General features: G+C 37.3%; 18 protein-coding genes. 8 read left to right on the plus strand and 10 right to left on the minus strand.

Going from position 1 to position 19,672, the window contains the following annotated elements:
* Positions 1-251 precede the first annotated feature (251 nt).
* Both glpT and glpQ read left to right on the plus strand, forming a co-directional pair.
* Entirely contained in the window at positions 252-1,601 is a 1,350-nt protein-coding gene (glpT, locus tag JI723_RS16965) for a glycerol-3-phosphate transporter (RefSeq protein WP_070929005.1), read from the plus strand.
* Between the two features lie 220 nt (positions 1,602-1,821).
* Positions 1,822-2,898, plus strand: a complete 1,077-nt coding sequence (gene glpQ, locus JI723_RS16970) for a glycerophosphodiester phosphodiesterase (RefSeq protein WP_337979582.1) — start codon at positions 1,822-1,824, stop codon at positions 2,896-2,898.
* A gap of 44 nt (positions 2,899-2,942) precedes the next feature.
* On the opposite strand, the gene epmA is transcribed toward glpQ, so the two are convergent.
* Positions 2,943-3,920: an elongation factor P--(R)-beta-lysine ligase gene (gene epmA / locus JI723_RS16975; protein ID WP_140183038.1), complete on the minus strand. Its 978-nt coding sequence runs from the start codon at positions 3,918-3,920 to the stop codon at positions 2,943-2,945.
* Positions 3,921-4,712: 792 nt separating this feature from the next.
* Between epmA and frdA the strand changes: the two genes are divergently transcribed.
* From frdA to frdD, 4 genes are read left to right on the plus strand one after another with little or no spacing between them, the layout of a single operon-like run.
* The gene (frdA, locus tag JI723_RS16980) at positions 4,713-6,509 is read left to right on the plus strand and encodes a fumarate reductase (quinol) flavoprotein subunit (RefSeq protein ID WP_140187597.1); all 1,797 of its coding nucleotides are present in this window, start codon (positions 4,713-4,715) and stop codon (positions 6,507-6,509) included.
* Positions 6,502-7,236 carry a succinate dehydrogenase/fumarate reductase iron-sulfur subunit gene (locus JI723_RS16985; RefSeq protein WP_337979583.1) on the plus strand — a complete coding sequence of 245 codons (735 nt, stop codon included), beginning with the start codon at positions 6,502-6,504 and terminating at the stop codon, positions 7,234-7,236. Before frdA ends, JI723_RS16985 begins: the two co-directional genes overlap by 8 nt.
* A 14-nt stretch (positions 7,237-7,250) precedes the next feature.
* Entirely contained in the window at positions 7,251-7,646 is a 396-nt protein-coding gene (gene frdC / locus JI723_RS16990; protein ID WP_319067092.1) for a fumarate reductase subunit FrdC, read from the plus strand.
* Between the two features lie 15 nt (positions 7,647-7,661).
* Complete coding sequence (gene frdD / locus JI723_RS16995; RefSeq protein ID WP_070929008.1) at positions 7,662-8,015, plus strand: fumarate reductase subunit FrdD; 354 nt, start codon at positions 7,662-7,664, stop codon at positions 8,013-8,015.
* A 325-nt stretch (positions 8,016-8,340) separates the two neighbouring features.
* Here the strand turns inward: frdD and JI723_RS17000 are convergent, their stop codons facing one another.
* The 8 genes from JI723_RS17000 to JI723_RS17035 form a co-directional block, all read right to left on the minus strand.
* A complete protein-coding gene (locus JI723_RS17000) occupies positions 8,341-9,126 on the minus strand; it encodes a hypothetical protein (RefSeq protein ID WP_272581269.1) in 786 nt (261 codons plus the stop codon).
* Positions 9,127-9,305: 179 nt separating this feature from the next.
* Entirely contained in the window at positions 9,306-10,073 is a 768-nt protein-coding gene (locus JI723_RS17005) for a hypothetical protein (protein ID WP_337979584.1), read from the minus strand.
* A 19-nt stretch (positions 10,074-10,092) separates the two neighbouring features.
* Complete coding sequence (locus JI723_RS17010) at positions 10,093-11,277, minus strand: MFS transporter (RefSeq protein ID WP_272581271.1); 1,185 nt, start codon at positions 11,275-11,277, stop codon at positions 10,093-10,095.
* 161 nt (positions 11,278-11,438) lie between these two features.
* On the minus strand, positions 11,439-12,638 hold the full coding sequence (locus JI723_RS17015; RefSeq protein WP_272581272.1) for an MFS transporter: 1,200 nt from the start codon (positions 12,636-12,638) through the stop codon (positions 11,439-11,441).
* 269 nt (positions 12,639-12,907) lie between these two features.
* Positions 12,908-14,116, minus strand: a complete 1,209-nt coding sequence (locus JI723_RS17020; protein WP_319067098.1) for an MFS transporter — start codon at positions 14,114-14,116, stop codon at positions 12,908-12,910.
* Positions 14,117-14,193: 77 nt separating this feature from the next.
* Entirely contained in the window at positions 14,194-14,964 is a 771-nt protein-coding gene (locus tag JI723_RS17025; RefSeq protein ID WP_272581274.1) for a helix-turn-helix transcriptional regulator, read from the minus strand.
* Positions 14,965-14,987: 23 nt separating this feature from the next.
* Positions 14,988-16,163 carry an MFS transporter gene (locus JI723_RS17030; protein WP_319067099.1) on the minus strand — a complete coding sequence of 392 codons (1,176 nt, stop codon included), beginning with the start codon at positions 16,161-16,163 and terminating at the stop codon, positions 14,988-14,990.
* A 60-nt stretch (positions 16,164-16,223) separates the two neighbouring features.
* Entirely contained in the window at positions 16,224-17,000 is a 777-nt protein-coding gene (locus tag JI723_RS17035) for a hypothetical protein (RefSeq protein ID WP_337979585.1), read from the minus strand.
* 212 nt (positions 17,001-17,212) lie between these two features.
* On the opposite strand from JI723_RS17035, the gene JI723_RS17040 reads away from it, so the two are divergent.
* Positions 17,213-17,440, plus strand: coding sequence for a helix-turn-helix domain-containing protein (locus JI723_RS17040; protein WP_272581277.1), 228 nt, complete (start codon positions 17,213-17,215; stop codon positions 17,438-17,440).
* A 599-nt stretch (positions 17,441-18,039) separates the two neighbouring features.
* Here the strand turns inward: JI723_RS17040 and sugE are convergent.
* Positions 18,040-18,354, minus strand: a complete 315-nt coding sequence (gene sugE / locus JI723_RS17045) for a quaternary ammonium compound efflux SMR transporter SugE (RefSeq protein ID WP_272581278.1) — start codon at positions 18,352-18,354, stop codon at positions 18,040-18,042.
* 264 nt (positions 18,355-18,618) lie between these two features.
* Between sugE and JI723_RS17050 the strand changes: the two genes are divergently transcribed.
* Complete coding sequence (locus tag JI723_RS17050) at positions 18,619-19,527, plus strand: EamA family transporter (RefSeq protein ID WP_070925421.1); 909 nt, start codon at positions 18,619-18,621, stop codon at positions 19,525-19,527.
* Positions 19,528-19,672 lie beyond the last annotated feature (145 nt).

Consider the following 19,672-nt stretch of genomic DNA (forward strand, 5'->3'; position numbering starts at 1 on the left):
CAAATGGTTTCTTTTCATTCATAAATAACATTAACTATGCGACCAATAAATAAAACAAATATTTGTGCAGTAGATTACAGATAAAATGTTTTTTTATGACTATCATAAATGCACTCATGAAAGATATTGCTCGATATAACACTCAAACACTTTCGTTTTAGTTGTTTTACCCATAAAAACACTCATCATTTTCTATTTCAATAGATAAAAGAAAAGAGTGAAATAACTATTAGCATGCCATCGGAGGCTATATGTTAAGTATTTTTAAACCAGCACCTCATGCCCAGAGGCTGCCCGCTGAGAAGATAGATCCCGTCTATCGTCGACTGCGTTGGCAGATCTTTATGGGTATTTTCTTTGGTTACGCAGCCTATTATTTAGTAAGAAAAAACTTCGCTTTAGCGATGCCATATCTTGTTGAACAAGGCTTCTCCAAAGGGGATCTGGGTTTTGCATTGTCAGGGATCTCTATCGCATATGGTTTCTCTAAATTCATTATGGGGTCAGTATCAGACCGATCTAACCCACGTGTCTTCTTACCCGCCGGTCTGATCCTCGCCGCAGCAGTGATGCTCATTATGGGCTTCGTGCCATGGGCAACTTCAAGCATCATGGTGATGTTTGTACTGCTATTTCTATGTGGTTGGTTCCAAGGCATGGGCTGGCCTCCTTGTGGCCGTACTATGGTTCACTGGTGGTCGCAAAAAGAACGTGGGGGAATTGTTTCTATTTGGAACTGTGCTCACAACGTTGGTGGTGGTATTCCTCCTCTACTATTCATGCTAGGTATGGCGTGGTTTAACGATTGGAAAGCAGCGCTATATATGCCTGCATTTGCTGCCATCCTTGTTGCGATGATCGCCTTTGCTTTAATGCGTGATACACCACAGTCTTGTGGTCTACCTCCAATTGAAGAATATAAAAATGATTATCCACCAGACTACAAAGAATCCGATGAGCAAGAGCTAACAGCAAAAGAAATCTTTATGAAGTATGTTTTCCCTAACAAACTTCTATGGATGATCGCAATTGCAAACGTCTTCGTTTATTTACTCCGTTATGGTGTTCTTGACTGGTCACCAACTTATCTACGTGAAGTAAAACACTTTGCGATGGATAAATCCTCTTGGGCTTATTTCCTGTATGAGTATGCAGGTATCCCGGGAACATTACTGTGTGGTTGGATGTCAGATAAAGTCTTCCGTGGTAACCGTGGTGCAACGGGTGTGTTCTTTATGATTTTGGTGACTATTGCCACCATCGTCTTCTGGATGAACCCAGCAGGTAACCCGAATATCGATATGGCTTGTATGCTAATCATTGGTTTCTTGATCTATGGTCCAGTCATGCTGATCGGTTTGCACGCACTGGAGCTAGCACCGAAGAAAGCAGCGGGTACTGCGGCAGGTTTCACCGGTCTATTTGGTTACCTAGGTGGTTCTGTGGCAGCGAGTGCAATCGTGGGTTATACCGTTGACTACTTCGGTTGGGACGGTGGTTTTGCCGTCATGATCGGTGGCTCTGCATTAGCCGTTGTTCTCTTATTCATCGTTATGATTAGCGAAACCAAACATAAACGTGAATTAGCGAAAATGAACTAAAAGGTTCACATTAATGCTTTAACCTGAATAGGTCATATTCTTACTAAGAAGTATGACCTATTTTTTTACCTATACTCTAAATAATTCAAGATGCAGGTAGGCGACAAGCGAAGATAGACGGGGAGCATAGATAAACTATATGACTCGGCTAGCTGAACGTAGTCAACACCCCTGCAACTTGAAGTATGACGAGTATAAAAAGTGACAAGGAGATATCATCATGCACTTCCGATTCAAAACATTGGTTGCCAGTATGGTTTTAGTGGTGTCAGCGACCGCTGTTGCGCAAGCGGCAGAAAAAGTTGTTATCGCTCACCGCGGCGCTAGTGGCTACTTACCAGAGCATACACTGCCAGCGAAAGCGATGGCTTACGCACAAGATGCAGATTTTCTTGAACAAGATTTAGTGATGACGAAAGACAATGAACTGGTTGTTCTTCATGATCATTTCCTTGATCGCGTCACTGATGTCGCCGAACGCTTTCCAGATCGAGCCCGCAAAGATGGACGTTATTACGCGATTGACTTCACCCTTGATGAAATCAAATCACTAAAATTCACGGAAGGATTTGACCTTGTCGATGGTAAAAAAATACAAAGCTACCCAAATCGTTTCCCTATGGGGAAATCTGATTTCCGAGTACATACTTTCCAAGAAGAGATCGAATTTATTCAAGGCTTGAATAAATCGACGGGGAAAAACATCGGTATTTACCCTGAAATCAAAGCGCCTTGGTTCCACCAACAAGAAGGCAAAGACATCACTAAAAAAACCCTCGAAGTCCTTAAGCAATATGGTTATACCAATAAAGATTCAAATGTTTACCTACAATGTTTTGATGCTAATGAACTTAAACGCATTAAAAATACATTGATGCCAGAAATGGGCATGAATTTAAAATTGGTTCAATTGATAGCCTACACAGATTGGAATGAAACTCAGGAACAAAAACCTGATGGAACGTGGGTAAACTACAGTTATGACTGGATGTTCAAGCCAGGCTCGATGAAAGAAGTGGCTAAATATGCCGATGGTATTGGTCCTGATTACCATATGTTAGTCAGCGAAGAGTCAACACCTGATAATATTAAGCTAACAGGCATGGTTAAAGACGCCCATGCCAACAATATGGCGGTGCATCCTTATACCATTCGTGTTGATAAATTGCCGAAATACGCGAAAGATGGTCAGCAGCTCTTTGATATTATCTACAACCAAGCCGATGTTGATGGTGTCTTTACTGATTTCCCTGATTTAGGGGTACAATTTCTGCAAAAACAGCAACAACATCCATAATCACTCGATTGATTGCAGCCAATAGGCTGCAATCAAGTAGTGAGTTATGCAATCGTCACAGGAAATGCAATCACATCACTGATTTTTTCTGCATTCAGCGCCAACATGATCAGGCGGTCGACGCCTAATGCGACACCTGAGCATTCAGGTAAACCATGAGTTAATGCGGATAATAAATGTTCATCAATCGGATGAATAGGTAGCCCCATCGCAGCACGACGACGATTATCTTGTTCAAAACGCTGACGTTGCTCACTAGCGTCGGTTAATTCACGGAAACCATTTGCTAGTTCCATGCCTTTAAAATAAACCTCAAAACGCTCAGCAACACGATGATCTTCAGTACTAATTTCAGCCAAAGAGGCTTGCGTTGCTGGGAAATGATAAACCACAGCCGGTTTTTCTTTACCGATATGAGGTTCTACCCCCATCGTAAACAACAATTGCAACAAGGTATCTTTATCTTCTTCTTGGTCTGCGACATTACTTAGATCGAGGCGTGCAGCAACCTCCCTTAGCTCACTTTTTTCTGCGGAAAGCGGATCAATATCTAAATGACGTAAAAATGCTTGCTGATAAGAGAGAAGTTCCGCACTTTCGCAATCCAAGACTTGCTGAAGTAGATCATCGACTTCATTGATTAAACGATACATATCGTAATGAGGCCGATACCATTCAAGCATGGTAAATTCAGGATTGTGATGCCTTCCAGCTTCCTCATTACGGAAACTACGACAGAGTTGGTAGATTGGCCCACTGCCAGCAGCAAGCAAACGCTTCATATGGTATTCAGGGCTGGTCATCAGATAGAGATCAATCCCTTGTGCCGCTCCCGGTCCGACAAAACGGGTCTTAAAAGGAACAAGATGAATATCTGTGATGGTGGCCTGACTCATTGCAGGAGTTTCCACCTCTAGCACACAGCGCTCAGTAAAAAAACGTCTTATTTCAGCGACGATTTTTGCTCGCTGTAACAGGTTAGCGATGGGGGCACTGGGCTGCCAGTCTGCTACTTCACTCATTAACATAACTCCAAAATAAACATAGTCGAGCAGTTTACTCACCTCTTGCCTTACAAACAATGCATTCACTTCAACCAAATGCAATGATGCTGTAATAAACGCTGTAGGCACACAAAAATGTAACAAGGCAAGCGAATTGATGCGCGATTATCCTCTGCTTCAACCGATTAAGCAAAAAACCTTTTCGCATAATCGTAAGTCATAGATGCCTTCAAGGTAAAAACATGATTATTTCTTATATAATGTTAATGTGATGTTATAAATAAGAGATCTTAAAAAATATTCTAAAAAGTCATCACAGAAAGAACACAAATATCAAAATTAGATATTTTAATATTGGCTTTTCATCTCATAATTACACATTTAGAATAAACAAAACAATTTGGGTAAATTTTTATAATAATTTATGCTCTCTCTCGCGATGAGAACGATTTCGATTAGATTTTAACGCTGCCAACTCACCGAAAAATAATGGTAATCATTTGAATTTCCATTTTTTTACTCTTTATTAAACTTAAAATGCTAATCATGAAAAAACAATTAGCAAAAACTTGGTTCAGATCACACTTTATGGAGTAAATCACCTAAAACCCCCCTCTATATCAAATTTATCTGCGGTACTATTCGCTATAATTCCCAGCATGATAAGTCATTATTAGCTATTATATTATTTACTAATTAAAAAAGAGAGTTTTGCAGACCGGTATTCACTGGTGCTGACAAATAAATAGCTAAGTATCAAAAGTATTTAAAAGAATTTATCAATTTACACTTGAACAATGGAGAAGCGCAGTGCAAACCTTCAATGCCGATCTAGCGATTATCGGGGCCGGGGGCGCAGGCTTACGTGCAGCGATTGCTGCCGCAGAAGCAAATCCCAACATCAAGATTGCTCTGATCTCAAAAGTTTACCCTATGCGTAGCCATACCGTGGCCGCAGAGGGGGGATCAGCCGCAGTGACTCAGGCTCATGACTCCTATGACTATCATTTTAATGATACTGTTGCAGGTGGTGACTGGCTGTGTGAGCAAGATGTCGTCGAATATTTCGTCGAACACTGCCCAACAGAAATGACCCAACTGGAACTATGGGGCTGCCCTTGGAGCCGTAAACCAGATGGTTCAGTTAACGTTCGCCGCTTTGGTGGAATGAAAATTGAACGTACTTGGTTTGCTGCTGACAAAACCGGCTTCCATATGCTTCATACTCTTTTTCAAACATCATTAAAATACCCACAAATTCAGCGCTTTGATGAACATTTCGTTCTGGACATCATTGTGGATGAAGGCCAAGTACGCGGTCTGGTTGCCCTCAATATGATGGAAGGCACCAAAGTTCAGATCCGCGCAAATTCTATCGTTATGGCTACGGGTGGTGCTGGCCGTGTTTATCGCTACAATACCAATGGCGGTATTGTGACGGGTGATGGTATGGGGATGGCTTTCCGCCATGGTGTGCCACTGCGTGACATGGAATTTGTTCAATATCACCCAACAGGTCTTCCTGGCTCAGGGATTTTGATGACTGAAGGTTGTCGTGGTGAAGGTGGGATCCTCGTTAACAAAGATGGTTATCGTTATCTTCAAGATTACGGAATGGGACCAGAAACCCCTCTCGGTAAACCTGAAAATAAATATATGGAACTAGGTCCACGAGACAAAGTTTCACAAGCTTTCTGGCACGAATGGCGTGCTGGACGCACTATCAGCACTCACCGTGGTGACGTCGTCTATCTGGATCTCCGCCACCTAGGTGCAGAAAAACTCCATGAACGTCTACCATTTATTTGCGAGCTGGCAAAAGCTTACGTTGGTGTTGACCCTGTCACCGACCCAATTCCTGTGCGTCCAACAGCTCACTATACAATGGGTGGTATCGAAACAGATCAAAACTGTGAGACTCGCATCAAAGGCCTATTCGCTGTTGGTGAATGTTCATCAGTCGGTCTGCACGGTGCAAACCGCTTAGGCTCCAACTCATTAGCTGAGCTGGTGGTATTTGGTCGCTTAGCCGGTGAGCAAGCTGCAAAACATGCAGCGGAAGCCACACCTGCGAATGCAAGCGCTATCGAAGCACGTACTCGCGATATCGAAGAAAATCTCAATCAACTTCTCAACCAAAAAGGTAAAGAAAGTTGGTCGAAAATTCGTGATGAAATGGGAATATCAATGGAAGAAGGCTGCGGTATCTACCGTACACCTGAGCTAATGCAAAAAACTGTTGATAAGATCGCTGAATTGAAAGAGCGCTTTAAACACGTTGAGATTAGTGACCATAGTAGCGTCTTCAATACTGATCTTCTTTACACCATCGAACTCGGATTTGGTTTGGATGTTGCCGAGTGTATGGCTCATTCTGCGATTAACCGTAAAGAGTCACGTGGTGCACACCAACGTCTCGACGAAGGCTGCACAGAGCGTGATGATGTGAACTTCTTAAAACACACATTGGCATTCTATAATCCCGAAGGCGCACCTCGCCTTGAATACAGTGATGTGAAGATTACTAAATCTCAGCCAGCAAAACGTGTATATGGTGCAGAAGCTGAAGCTCAAGACAAGGCAAAGAAGGAGCAAGCTAATGGATGATATGAAACACTTAAAAATGGAGATCACGCGCTACAATCCAGAAACGGATAATGAGCCCCATTTAGTGGCATATGATGTCCCTTATGATGAGCAAACCTCGTTGCTGGATGCTTTAGGTTACATTAAAGATAACCTTGCGCCTGATCTGTCTTACCGCTGGTCGTGCCGTATGGCGATTTGCGGTTCTTGCGGCATGATGGTTGACAGCGTACCAAAACTGGCCTGTAAAACATTCTTACGTGATTATCCAGAAGGGTTAAAAGTCGAACCATTAGGTAACTTCCCAATCGAGCGCGATTTGGTTGTTGATATGACTCACTTTATCGAACGCTTAGAGGCGATCAAACCTTATATTATTGGTAACGATAGAAAGCCGTCAGAAGGGCCAAATAAGCAAACCCCAGCACAGATGGCAAAATACCATCAGTTCTCTGGCTGTATTAACTGCGGCCTATGCTACGCAGCTTGCCCACAATTCGGACTAAACCCTGAATTTATTGGGCCAGCTGCGATCACATTAGCAGAGCGCTACAATCTTGATAACCGTGACCATGGTGCGAAAGAACGTATGCCATTGTTAAATGGTGATAACGGTGTCTGGAGCTGTACGTTTGTAGGCTACTGCTCTGAAGTCTGTCCTAAGCATGTCGACCCTGCTGCGGCAATTCAACAAGGTAAAGTAGCTAGTGCACAAGACCTTGTTATCGCCATGCTGAAGCCACGATAAGGAGAATTGAAGTCATGACAACAAAACGTAAACCCTACGTCAGGGAAATGAAAGGCGACTGGTGGCAAAAGCTGGGTTTTTATCGCTTTTATATCATGCGTGAAAGTACTTCCGTACTGCAAGTTTGGTTCAGTCTACTGGTGCTATACGGCGTATTTGCATTGAAAGGTGGCCCTGAATCATGGGCTGGCTTTGTGGGTTTCTTGCATAACCCAATCGTTTTGATCATTAACATTATTACGTTAGCAGCAACACTACTACATACCACGACATGGTTTAAGTTAGCCCCGAAAGCTGTCGCGATTATTGTTAAAGATAAAAAAATGCCAGATGAGCCAATTGTAAAAGGCTTTTGGGCATTAACCATTATTGTTACCGCTGCGATTTTAGCCATCGCGCTACTATTTTAATCCAAGGAGGATCAGATGAATCTAACGCCTAAACGTTCCGATGAACCGATTTTCTGGGGATTATTTGGTGCCGGTGGTATGTGGAGCGCGGTGATTGGCCCTGCAATTATTATCTTACTTGGGATTTTAATTCCACTAGGTGTCGCACCAGAAATGCTCAGCTATGAACGCATTATGGCATTCTGCTCCAGCTTTATTGGACGAGTGTTCTTATTACTGATGATCATTTTGCCGGTATGGTGTGGTATGCACCGTATTCACCACACACTGCATGACTTTAAAGTGCATGTCCCTGCGTCAAAATGGGTTTTCTATGGTGCTTCAGCGATCATTTCTGTAATTGCAGTGATTGGTGTATTTACACTGTAAGTAACACATAAGTACCTATTGATAAAAGCAGCGGCTAGATACATATCTAACTACTGCTTTTTTATTATCTAGGCAGTCTGCGGTTTCGGTAGCCGATTTGATACTAATAATGTCAAATAACATAAAGCAACAAAACCACCAACATACGTTAAATACATGCCAATTAAAGAATTATCATAAGAACCTTCTAAGATTTCATTCTTTATATCCATGGCAATAACCTTAATATTTAAGTTAAACCTAGTGGAAATCATAAAATATAGACCGTACTGAAAATGTTAAGCGAATAAAACAAATATCAACACAGTCTAGATATTATTTTTAATTAATAATATTTATAAAAACTGGCCAGCCGTTCTAACCCAACTAATATTATTCCATGTTCGGTCATTGTCTTGCGCAGTTCTTCAAGTGACGCATCAGAACAACCTAGTTTTTCTTTAATACGTTGAATTCGTTTTAGCTCGATAGCATCTGTACACCCTTGCATCACACTAATTTCACTAATCCGGCAGTTTGATAACAGTAATCTCAGTGTTACTGCCTCTCTGTAGTTAAAGGATATATTGCCAAAACGAATAAATTTCTGAGTATCGATTAACCCAGCTCGCTGTTGGTCGTCATCTAATAACGAAAACTGTCTCGCTTCTATATTGGCTCTTAATGGTAAAGCCAGACTTTGATTTTTCTGCCATGTTTGGTGTGCATAATCTGAGATATCTGCGCGATGAAAGTAGATATCCATAAGTTCATCAACCGAAAGAACTCTTTTTGAACTAATAGATAAGATCTTATAAACATTTCCATAGTTGTTGCAGTAATCAATTTTAAAACCATTTTTTTCTGTTTTTGCAAATGTATTTCTATAACTCTCGGTATAACCATCCCAATATTGGAAACCAACTTCTAGCCTTTCACTTATCAGTAGATCTAAGTCATCCTCCCAATAGGTTAATAACCATTCATAATTATTTGAAATAATTTTAACTTCCTTATATTCAATATCAATACTCGTAAAATTCAAATCAATATCATTCCAATCAAAATAATCTTCAAAATGTTTTTTAAAATTTGAACAAGCCGTTTCTAATGCATGATATCTGATATTCATAAAAATCCTTTTCTATCACTTTATTAATTAAAATTTAAATAAATTGTGAGTAATAATTAGCATAAAAACCATAACTAATAATAATTAACTAAAAAATTTTCATACATGTACTTCTTGATAACTTTATCACTCTATTTATTTTTAAAATATGCAATAAAAATTCCCCTTGAATTTCTATATCATGGAAAATCAATCAGCGTATCAAGGCATGCCAATGTCACACCGTGATCTCTTAAAGCTTTAAATAAACCACTCGGTGATGCATGAGGGCAACCTAACTTATCTTTAATATTTTGAATACGTTTATGTTCTGACATTTCAGAGCAACCCTGGATATAACTGATCTCTTTCACTCGGCAATGAGATAATAACATTTTGATCGTTAACATTTCTTTAGCCGTAAAACGAATATCACCAAAACGCATATATTGATGATTAATTAGTTGCTCGTCTCGTTTACTATCAAAATTATTGGTAGGAAGTGGGATATCCGCTCTCATCGGTAAAGCAATATCTGGGTTTTTCTTCCATACTTGATATGCATAATCGGAGATTATTGGCCGATACTTATAAATACTTGCCATATCCGATAACGAAAATTGCCTATTAGTATTAACTGTTATCATCTCAAAAGTGTCATTTTTACTCTGACAAAAATCAACTTTTAGATTTCTTTTATCCGCCTTCGCTAAGGTTCTTTTAAACGATTCAGAATAATTATTCCAATACTGAGTTCCTGGTTTCAGTCTTTCTTTAAGGAGTAAATCTAAATTATCATCCCAGCAAATCAATTGCCATTCATAATTATTAGATATAATATAAATCTTTCTATTTTTAACATCCACACGAAAGAAAGTTACATCAATATCATTCCAATCAAAATGATTAATAAACTCTTTTTTTAAATTCAAACATGTTTTCTCTAATAAATGACTTTTTATATCCATGACAACCTCTTATATAATTTTAATTTAATGTTGATTTAGGTAATCGATAAACCACAAATCGACTTACACCGCAAAAAGCTAAAAAAACACCAACAAAAAGTAAATTAATTTCAACTAAATAATTAATAACTAAAGGTGTAATCCCTCCCAATACTGTCGCTGCAATATTAAAACCAAATGCTAATGTCGCAACCTTTCCTTGCGCTACTTGTGATAGCATGTAAGAAAAATTACAGAGGATCATCGCTGCATAAATAGTCATAATAGTCTGAGAAAGTATGAGGAAGATGACAGAGTGATGACTAATCGCAATATAGAGAGGAACTGATAAAATTATCATTCCCGATACACCCAAATTAAATACCTTTTCTGGTGAACTATATTTATCTGTCAACCAACCACATAGCAACATACATATTAATAATGAACACGATAGTGTTATGCCATAAATATTTTTTAGATCTGTAATCTGTATTTTTTCAATAATAATAGAAGCGGAGATATTTTGAGCGAAGAAAATAACCGTACCCGGTATTGTCAGCAGAAAAATATGACTAGCTTGTAACCAATTAATTGCCTGTTCCTCTTTTGCTACCAGAGGCTGATGAGGTAATTTAGCTCTAAACCAAAAACTTATCACTATGTTGACAACGCCAAGTAGCAAAGGGATCCGCCACCCTATAGACTGCATTGTTTCAGGTGTTAAAACTCGTTCTAAAATAAAAACCAAACTCAGCGAAAGAATAACGCCTAGAACTGAGCTACCACTAATAATTGATGATACTTTAGCTTGCTCATGATGAGTTGTGCTTGCAAATAAGTATGTGATTAAAGAGGGGTATTCACCTGCAAAGCTCAAGGATAAAGCCATTTGTAAAACCAAAATCGCCATTGGCGTATAAGCCCCCAATAACTCAATCGGTAATAAAGCCATACACAGCGTTGCAGTGCCTGTAATTAAACTCGTTAATATCAAAGCAGGCTTCTTGCCGACTCTATCTGCGTAACGTCCTATCACGTAACCACCGACAGGACGGACAATAAAGCGTAATGCAAATATTCCCCATACCATCTCGGTTGCTTGAGCATATCCTAAACGTTCTAACTCAGCACTTAAATACATAGATATCGCGGCAAATACGGCAACATCGTAATACTCCAATGTATTGCCTAGTGCAGCCCCAAACCTAAATCTCCATTTCATTTTCTATTTCCCTAGTATTCAATTGATATGTGTTACTAAGTTAGACTCACTAATGTCGAGGTATTCCAACGTCATGCATGCTCTTTAAATGCTTTAAATAAACGACTTGGCAAGACATGAGGGCAACCTAATTTTTTATCTTTTTTCTATACCTCATATAGTTAGCTTTGATTTTTCAGTATCATCACTTTATTTTGCAAAACATTTGATAGCATTGCCGTCAAGCAACATAATGCAATAAATACACCGACATAGGTTAAATTAAATTCAACTAAGTAACTGATAATTAATGGCGTTATCCCTCCAACTAACACGCCATTTAAATTTAAACCAATACCTAACGTTGTCGCCTGCCCACCAGAAGCTCTAACCATTTGATCAGCGACATTGCACCAAACCATAGAAAATAAAACTGTTATTATTAATTGAGAAATAATAATTAGTTCAATAACGCCACTCTGCATAATAAAATACAAAGGTATAGAAAAAATAATCACACTAAAAATACCAACATTAAATACTCTTACTGAATAACTGTATTTATCTGTTAGATATGAGCAGACAATCATAGTGACTAATAATAAACTAGCCGAAATCATGCCATAAATATTTTTATAATCACCCAATTGTAAGTGTTCAACAATTAATGATGATGAAACATTTTGTACATAAAAAGTGACCATTGCTGGTGTGCTCACTAAAAATACATGCAATGCCCGAGACCAATCTATAGATCGTTCATGCATTGGGACTACAGGCTGGTTGGGTAATTTGGCTCGGAACCAAAAACTAATCGCTATATTGATAGTTCCTAAAAACAAAGGGATCCGCCAACCTATAGTTTGCATCATTTCATGGGTTAAAATATTTTCTAATGTGAATACTAGACCTAATGAAACAACGACCCCTAATAATGAGCTTCCACCCGATAGAGAAGATAACCGAGAACGCTCATTATCTGGGGTATCATTGATTAAATAGGTAATTAATGATGGATATTCGCCTGCATAGCTAAATGAAAGTGCCATTTGGATGAACAAGATAGTTATTGGAGTATAAGAACCAAGCCATTGAATAGGTAATAATGCCATGCAAAGTGTTGCTGTTCCTGTTATTAGGCTTGTCAGGATCAATGCTGGTTTTTTTCCTACTTTATCCGCATAGCGCCCTATCAAATATCCACCTATAGGACGAATTAAAAAACGTAAAGCAAAAATTCCCCATACCATTTCTGTGGCTTGTGAATACCCTAAACGCTCTAACTCTGCCGTTAAATACACGGATATCGCCGCAAATACGGCAATATCATAATATTCAAGCGCATTGCCTAAAGCCACACCAAATCGAAATTTCCATTTCATTTTTAATATCCTATATCCATAGATAAATATTGATTAAAAAATACTATTACAATTTGTAGTTAATATCTTTATTTATTAAATATCGTATATTATAAAATCTATTATTCTATACGCATCATTCTTCAAGTTTCAGGAATTTTCGTTAAAATATAAGGTACTAGGCTATACTCACAGAGTTTATCTATATTCTCCCGACTGTCCTCGCTTGTTGCCTATCTGAAATTTGTATTATTTAATAATATATCAGCCTTTAATATTTAAATTATATTTTATGTATTTAAACTTAATTTTTTTATCATGGCCGTTTTCTTTTTTATAAAGTTAGCTAATAAAGCAGTTGAACTGCAAAGTGCAATAAATGCCCCTACATACGCCAAATGTAGCTCCACTAGATAGTTAATGATTAATGGTGTTGTTCCGCCAATTATCACTCCTGTAAAATTGAAGCCAATTCCAAGAGTTGTTGCTTTCCCAGCAGAAGCACTAGCCATTTGATCGGCAGCATTACATAAAATCATTGCACAACATGCCGTTATCACTAATTGAGCTATAATAATAAGCTCAATAATGTCACTTTGCATAATGTAATACATAGGTATAGAGAGAATAACGATTCCCCAAACCCCAATGTTGAATGTTTTAATTGATGAGCTATATTTATCAGTTAGACACGCACATGTAATCATCATCAACAATAAGGAACTAGATGAAATTATTGCATAAGTATTTTTATATACATCTAATTGCAAGTGTTCGATAATTAATGACGAGGAAATATTTTGCACATAAAAAGTTGCTGCTGCCGGCACGCCTAATAAAAAAACATATAGTGAACGTGACCAATCTATTGACTGATAACCTTCTGAAGAGACAGGTTGATTAGGTAATTTAGCTCGAAACCAAAAACTAACCGCAATATTAACAGCCCCAACCAGTAAAGGAATACGCCACCCCACGGCTTGCATCATTTCGTAACTTAATAATTTTTCTAATATAAATACTAACCCTAATGAAATAATAACGCCTAATAATGAGCTACCTGAGGCTAGAGAAGAGACTCGTGATCGCTCCGTTGAAGATACATCATTGAGCAAATAAGTCACCAAAGAAGGGTATTCGCCCGCGAAACTAAACGAAAGAGCCATTTGAATAATTAAAATAGCTATAGGTGTATAATGACCAAGCCATTGGATTGGTAAAAATGCCATACAAAGTGTTGCTATACCGGTAATCAAGCTAGTTAGGATCAACGCTGGTTTTTTTCCAACCCTATCTGCATAGCGCCCTATTATATAGCCACCTATAGGACGAATTAAAAAACGTAAAGCAAAAATTCCCCATACCATTTCTGTTGCTTGTGAATATCCTAAACGCTCTAACTCTGCACTCAAATACATTGATATTGCTGCAAACACAGCAATATCATAATATTCAAGTGCATTGCCCAAGGCAGCGCCGCATCGAAATTTCCATTTCATACCTTTTTCCCTTTTCATCACTTTGAATAATATAATGTTTCATGCTCAATCTATGACTCCGCATGCATTGATTAAATCTAACTAATAAACGTATCTAGACAAGCTAGTGTTATGCCGTACTCTTTTAATGCTTTAAATAAGCCACTTGAAGAGACATATGGACACCCTAATTTTTCTTTAATATTTTTAATCCGTTTAATTTCTGATGCATCAGAGCATCCCTGAATAGCACTAATTTCTTTTATCTGATAATGGGATAAAAATAGACGTATTGTAATTAATTCCTTTCGCGTAAATCGAATGTTACCAAATCGCATGTATCCATGTATATCAATTAGCTTACTTTTTTGTTTTATACCTTTTGATAATTCAATGGGAACTTCCTCTATTTTAGCTCTTAATGGTAAAGTGACATTTGGATTATTCCTCCATATTTTATATGCGTAATCAACAATTACTGGTTTATATTGGTAAATCTTCATTATATCTAAAGGGGGAATTTCACTTTTCGAATTTATTGTCATAATTTCAATTACATCGCCATGTATGTCACAGAAATCAATTTTCAACTTTCTCTTACTCGCTCTTTCTAATGTTCTTTTAAAAGCTTCAGAATAATCTCTCCAATATTGTATTCTTGCATTTAATCTCTCATTAACTAATAAATCAAGATCATCATCCCAACACATTAATTGCCATTCATAATTATTAGATATAATATAAACTTCTTTCTTTTTTATATTTAAATGATTAACCGTGATATCTATTTCATTCCAATCAAAACAGTTATAAAACTCTTTAGATAAATTCGAGCATGATTTTTCTATTGAACTATTTTTTATATCCATAATTTCATCCTTACACATTGAAACTAATTTAGTTTTAGCATTTTCAATGTTAATGGGAATAATCCACATAACGATAAAAACATACCTACATAAATCAGATTAATATCAACTAAATAACTTATAATTAATGGTGTCATTCCACCGACAAGAGTCGCTGTCAAATTAAATCCAACGCCAAGTATTGTGACTTCCCCACCAGAGTCTCTAACTAATTGATCGGCGACATTACACCAAATCATTGAAATATATATGGTAATAAAAAACTGTGATACCAAAATAGTTTCAAAGCTTCCATTATTCATAGCATAATAAATGGGTATAGAAAAAATAACTAATCCCATAACCCCCATATTAAAAACTCTTTCAGGTTTACTATATTTGTCAGTAAGCCATGAACAAATAATCATTGCGACTAATAGTAAGCCAGTTGATAGCATTCCATAAATACGTTTAAGTTCAGGATTTTTAAAATACTGAGAGACTAAAGATGGAGATATGCTCTGTGTATAAAAAGTGGCACTTGATGGGATTGCAATTAGAAAAACATAAAAGCAATTGCGCCATTTTACTACAGTATGATCAGTTTTTATTATAGGTTGGTCTGGTAGTTTTGCTCTAAACCAAAAGCTCACAAGAACATTTACAATCCCCAATAATAAAGGAATCCGCCAACCTATAGATTGCATTAACTCAGGCTCTATGATTTTTTCTAATACAAAAACTAATCCAAAAGCAATAAAAAAACCCAATAATGAGCTCCCAGCAGAAAGTGTAGACACTTTTGAACTTTCATTACTGTTTGCTCCACTAAATAAATAGGTAATTAATGATGGATATTCACCCGCAAAACTAAAAGAAAGGGCTACCTGAAGAATAAATATTACAATTGGTGTATAAACACCAAGAGTTTCAATAGGAATTAAAGCCATACAGAATGTGGCCACCCCCGTAATGACTGTGGTCAGAATGAGTGCTGGCTTTTTACCTACCCTATCCGCATAACACCCAATAATATAGCCACCAAGAGGCCTAATCATATAACGTAGTGCAAAAATACCCCAGACTATTTCTGTCGCTTGGTGATAACCCAAACGTTTCAGTTCAGCGCTAAGATACACTGAAACTGCTGCAAAAACAGCAATATCGTAATGTTCTAACATATTTCCTAACGCAGCACCGAATCGAATTTTCCATTTCATATATTATCCTAAATTTATATTTTTAATATAAGCGTTTCATTGGAAATTGAAATAATTTCATTATGGACAATTAACTAAAATACCTAAACATGCTTGCGTGATACCATGATTTTTAAGAGCCTTAAATAAACCACTTGAAGAAGCATTAGAACAGCCTAATTTGTCCTTAATGTTTTGAATTCGCTTAACTTCTGATGCGTCTGAACAACCTTGAATTGTACTGATTTCTTTTATTTTGCAATGAGATAGAAATAATCCAATAGTAACCATCTCTTTACGTGTAAAACGAATCTTGCCAAATCTCATATGATGATATGTATCCAATAAATCTTTAGGGTTATTTTTAATCTCTTTTATTGCTTTATAAGATGATGGGATCCCTGCTCTAACCGGTAAAATGATATTTTCTCTTTTAAACCATATATTACGTGCATAGTCGGCTATAATCGGACGTGTTTGATAAATTTCCAAGGTATTTTCTAATGAAAGCAGTTTCTTAGAATTAATTGAAATTATCTCAAAAATATTGCCATACTTGTTGCAAATATCCAGTTTTACATTCCTTTTTTCTGTTTTAGCTAACGTTTTTTCATAAATTTCCGAATAATTACTCCAATACTGAAAACCTGGAGAGAGCCTTTCACTTAAATGCAGATCGAGATCGTCCTCCCAGCAAGTTAATAACCATTCGTAATTGTTAGATATATGATGAATTTCTTTATTAGCCAAATTAACATGGAAAAAAGTAACATCTACATCATTCCAATCGAAATAATAAGAAAAATATCGAGTGAAATTAGTACATATTTCTTCCAATGATTTTTTTTCTATATTCATTTTACTCCCCATCAATTAGAATTAATTATTCACATTAAAGGAGATATATCTTTAGCACATCAAAAATCAGATTCACAGTCCTTATTTATAAATATTTAAAAATAATTAATCTTTGTTTATTTTTATTATTAACAAAAAAGCACTAGTACATTTAATTAAACAAAGAATAATTATATTTGACATTTAATTATTCAATAACAAATGGAGGTATCATGAAAGAAGATTGGCATCCTGCAGATATCATTGCGGCAATAAAGAAAAAAGGTTCATCACTCTCCGCAGTATCACGCCTTGCTGGATTAAATTCATCCACATTGAGTAATGCTCTTGCTCGCCGTTGGCCTAAAGGCGAAAAAATTATTGCTGACTTCTTAGATTTACAACCCGCAGATATATGGCCTTCTCGTTATGTTGAAAAACATCACAAGGTAAAAAATTGAATATTGCGATATGCTGAAAACACAATATAAAATCATACCCAAATCAATCAATAATAAATCGTTGATTTGGGTGTTTTATTTACAGCAAGCGTCTAATTATATTTAATTATTAGCATTAGGTTAAAAGAAGCTGATCATACGTTTGATTCTCTTATCACTATTCTTTAAAGCAATATACAATACTGCTCTCACCGTTCTCCTCCCAATATGCTTGATAAACATTGGCCAAAGCTTACCAGCTAGGAGCAGCTGATACAGTTCTTAACATTTGCTCTTATCGCTAGCTAAATCATCCGTAGCCGCTAACGATCGTTTTCTATCACAGCAATATGAAAATAGAGATTATTTATATACCAACATGGATTAATGAGAAAAAGGATCACCACTCGCAGAACAGCCATATAATTCGAGTTGCAGGTAGGCGACAAGTGAAGATAGACGGGGAGCGTAGCGTAGTCACTTATACCTTAACAAAAGCCCTACAACTTGAAGTATGACGAGTATAAATGCAATCAGATTAAAAATAACATGCAAGAAAAGTACTATAATAAGTAAAATACAAGGTTTGTATTTCACTTATTATTAGTTATTAGAGGTTGCTAACTAGAGAGTTTCAAACCAATTAAGCCAATCACAATGCAGCCGAGGCTTAACAAACGGAATATATTCGCCGATTCACCAAGGAATATAATCCCTACAATCGCCGTGCCCACAGCACCAATACCAGTCCAAATTGCGTATGCAGTACCCGCGGGTAAATCACGCATGGCTGTGGCAAGTAACCCCATACTCGCAATAATCGCGATCGCAGTAATAACACTTGGTGTCAAACGAGTAAAACCATGAGAGTACTTTAAACCTACTGCCCAAACAATTTCTAATAAACCTGCACACAAAAGGATGATCCAAGCCACTCTTTTCTTCCATAATAGCCGGGGTCGTCCCCATTAATTAAAAGCGTCAATATTCAGGTCGTCCTGAAAACGCATGTGAAACAATATTATAAATATTCGAATTTGCTAGCTCAAGAGATAAAAAAATAACAAATTAACCACTATTTACCATAATAATTAACTTATTTTTACTTTATTTTAACTTGAAAGCACCTTTTCTATCGCCGATTGCCTCGTCCAAGAGTAGAGTAGAAAACTTATAGATGGCAACTATTGAGAAATGGCATGAGTTTCAAAGATATATTACTGGCACTTTGTGTGGTTATTATATGGGGCGTTAACTTTGTTATCATTAAACTCGGTGTAACAGCACTCCCTCCTCTATTACTTGGCGCGTTACGCTTTTTGTTTGTTGCGTTCCCCGCTATTTTTTTCTTTAAGCGCCCCAAGGTTCCACTAAAGCTACTACTAATCTATGGGCTAACGATTAGCTTTGGCCAATTTGCTTTCTTATTCTGTGCGATACGCGTTGGTATGCCAGCTGGGATCACATCTGTTATTCTCCAGTCGCAAGCTTTTTTTACTTTGCTGTTAGGTGCCGTACTCTTAAAAGAGTCCCTGCAAATTACCCATTTTATTGGGATGCTAATTGCTGTTGCTGGACTCACGATTTTAGCCAAAGGTGCAACAACGGGTGGTTTAGATGATATTCCACTATTAGGCTTGATATTTACATTAATTGCTGGATTTTCATGGGCTTGTGGAAATATTACCAATAGAATGATCATGCAAAATCAAGGTAAAGAGAAATGCAGTGCCCTTTCATTAGTTAGCTGGAGCGCATTGATCCCAATCATTCCTTTTTTTGTCAGTTCATGGATTTTCGAAGGTGAGCAAGCCATTAGCCAAGGGCTAGCGGGTTTTAATTGGCCTGTTTTTGGTACCATCATTTACCTTGCATACCTGTCTACTTTTGTAGGATATGGGTTATGGGGGGTTTTATTGGGCCGTTATGAAGCTTGGAAAGTAGCACCATTTTCATTGCTCGTTCCATTATTTGGGTTAAGCAGTAGTGCATTATTCCTTGATGAGCATATTAATAGCATACAAATTGCTGGGCTAACATTAATTATGATGGGACTAATTATTACCTTATTTGGGAAAAAGTTAATTCAATACTTAAGAAAAGCCTAATTCATATATAAAAATAGGGGAAATTCCTCCCCCTATTTAGCACGTTAAATACTCTAGCCTTGATTTCACTATTAGAAAACCAAATTAGTTTATTACTCTAACTTTACTTATTCATTCAGCATTATCAATAAGCATCACCTACCCC

This window comes from Providencia manganoxydans (assembly GCF_016618195.1).
Classification (GTDB): domain Bacteria; phylum Pseudomonadota; class Gammaproteobacteria; order Enterobacterales; family Enterobacteriaceae; genus Providencia; species Providencia manganoxydans.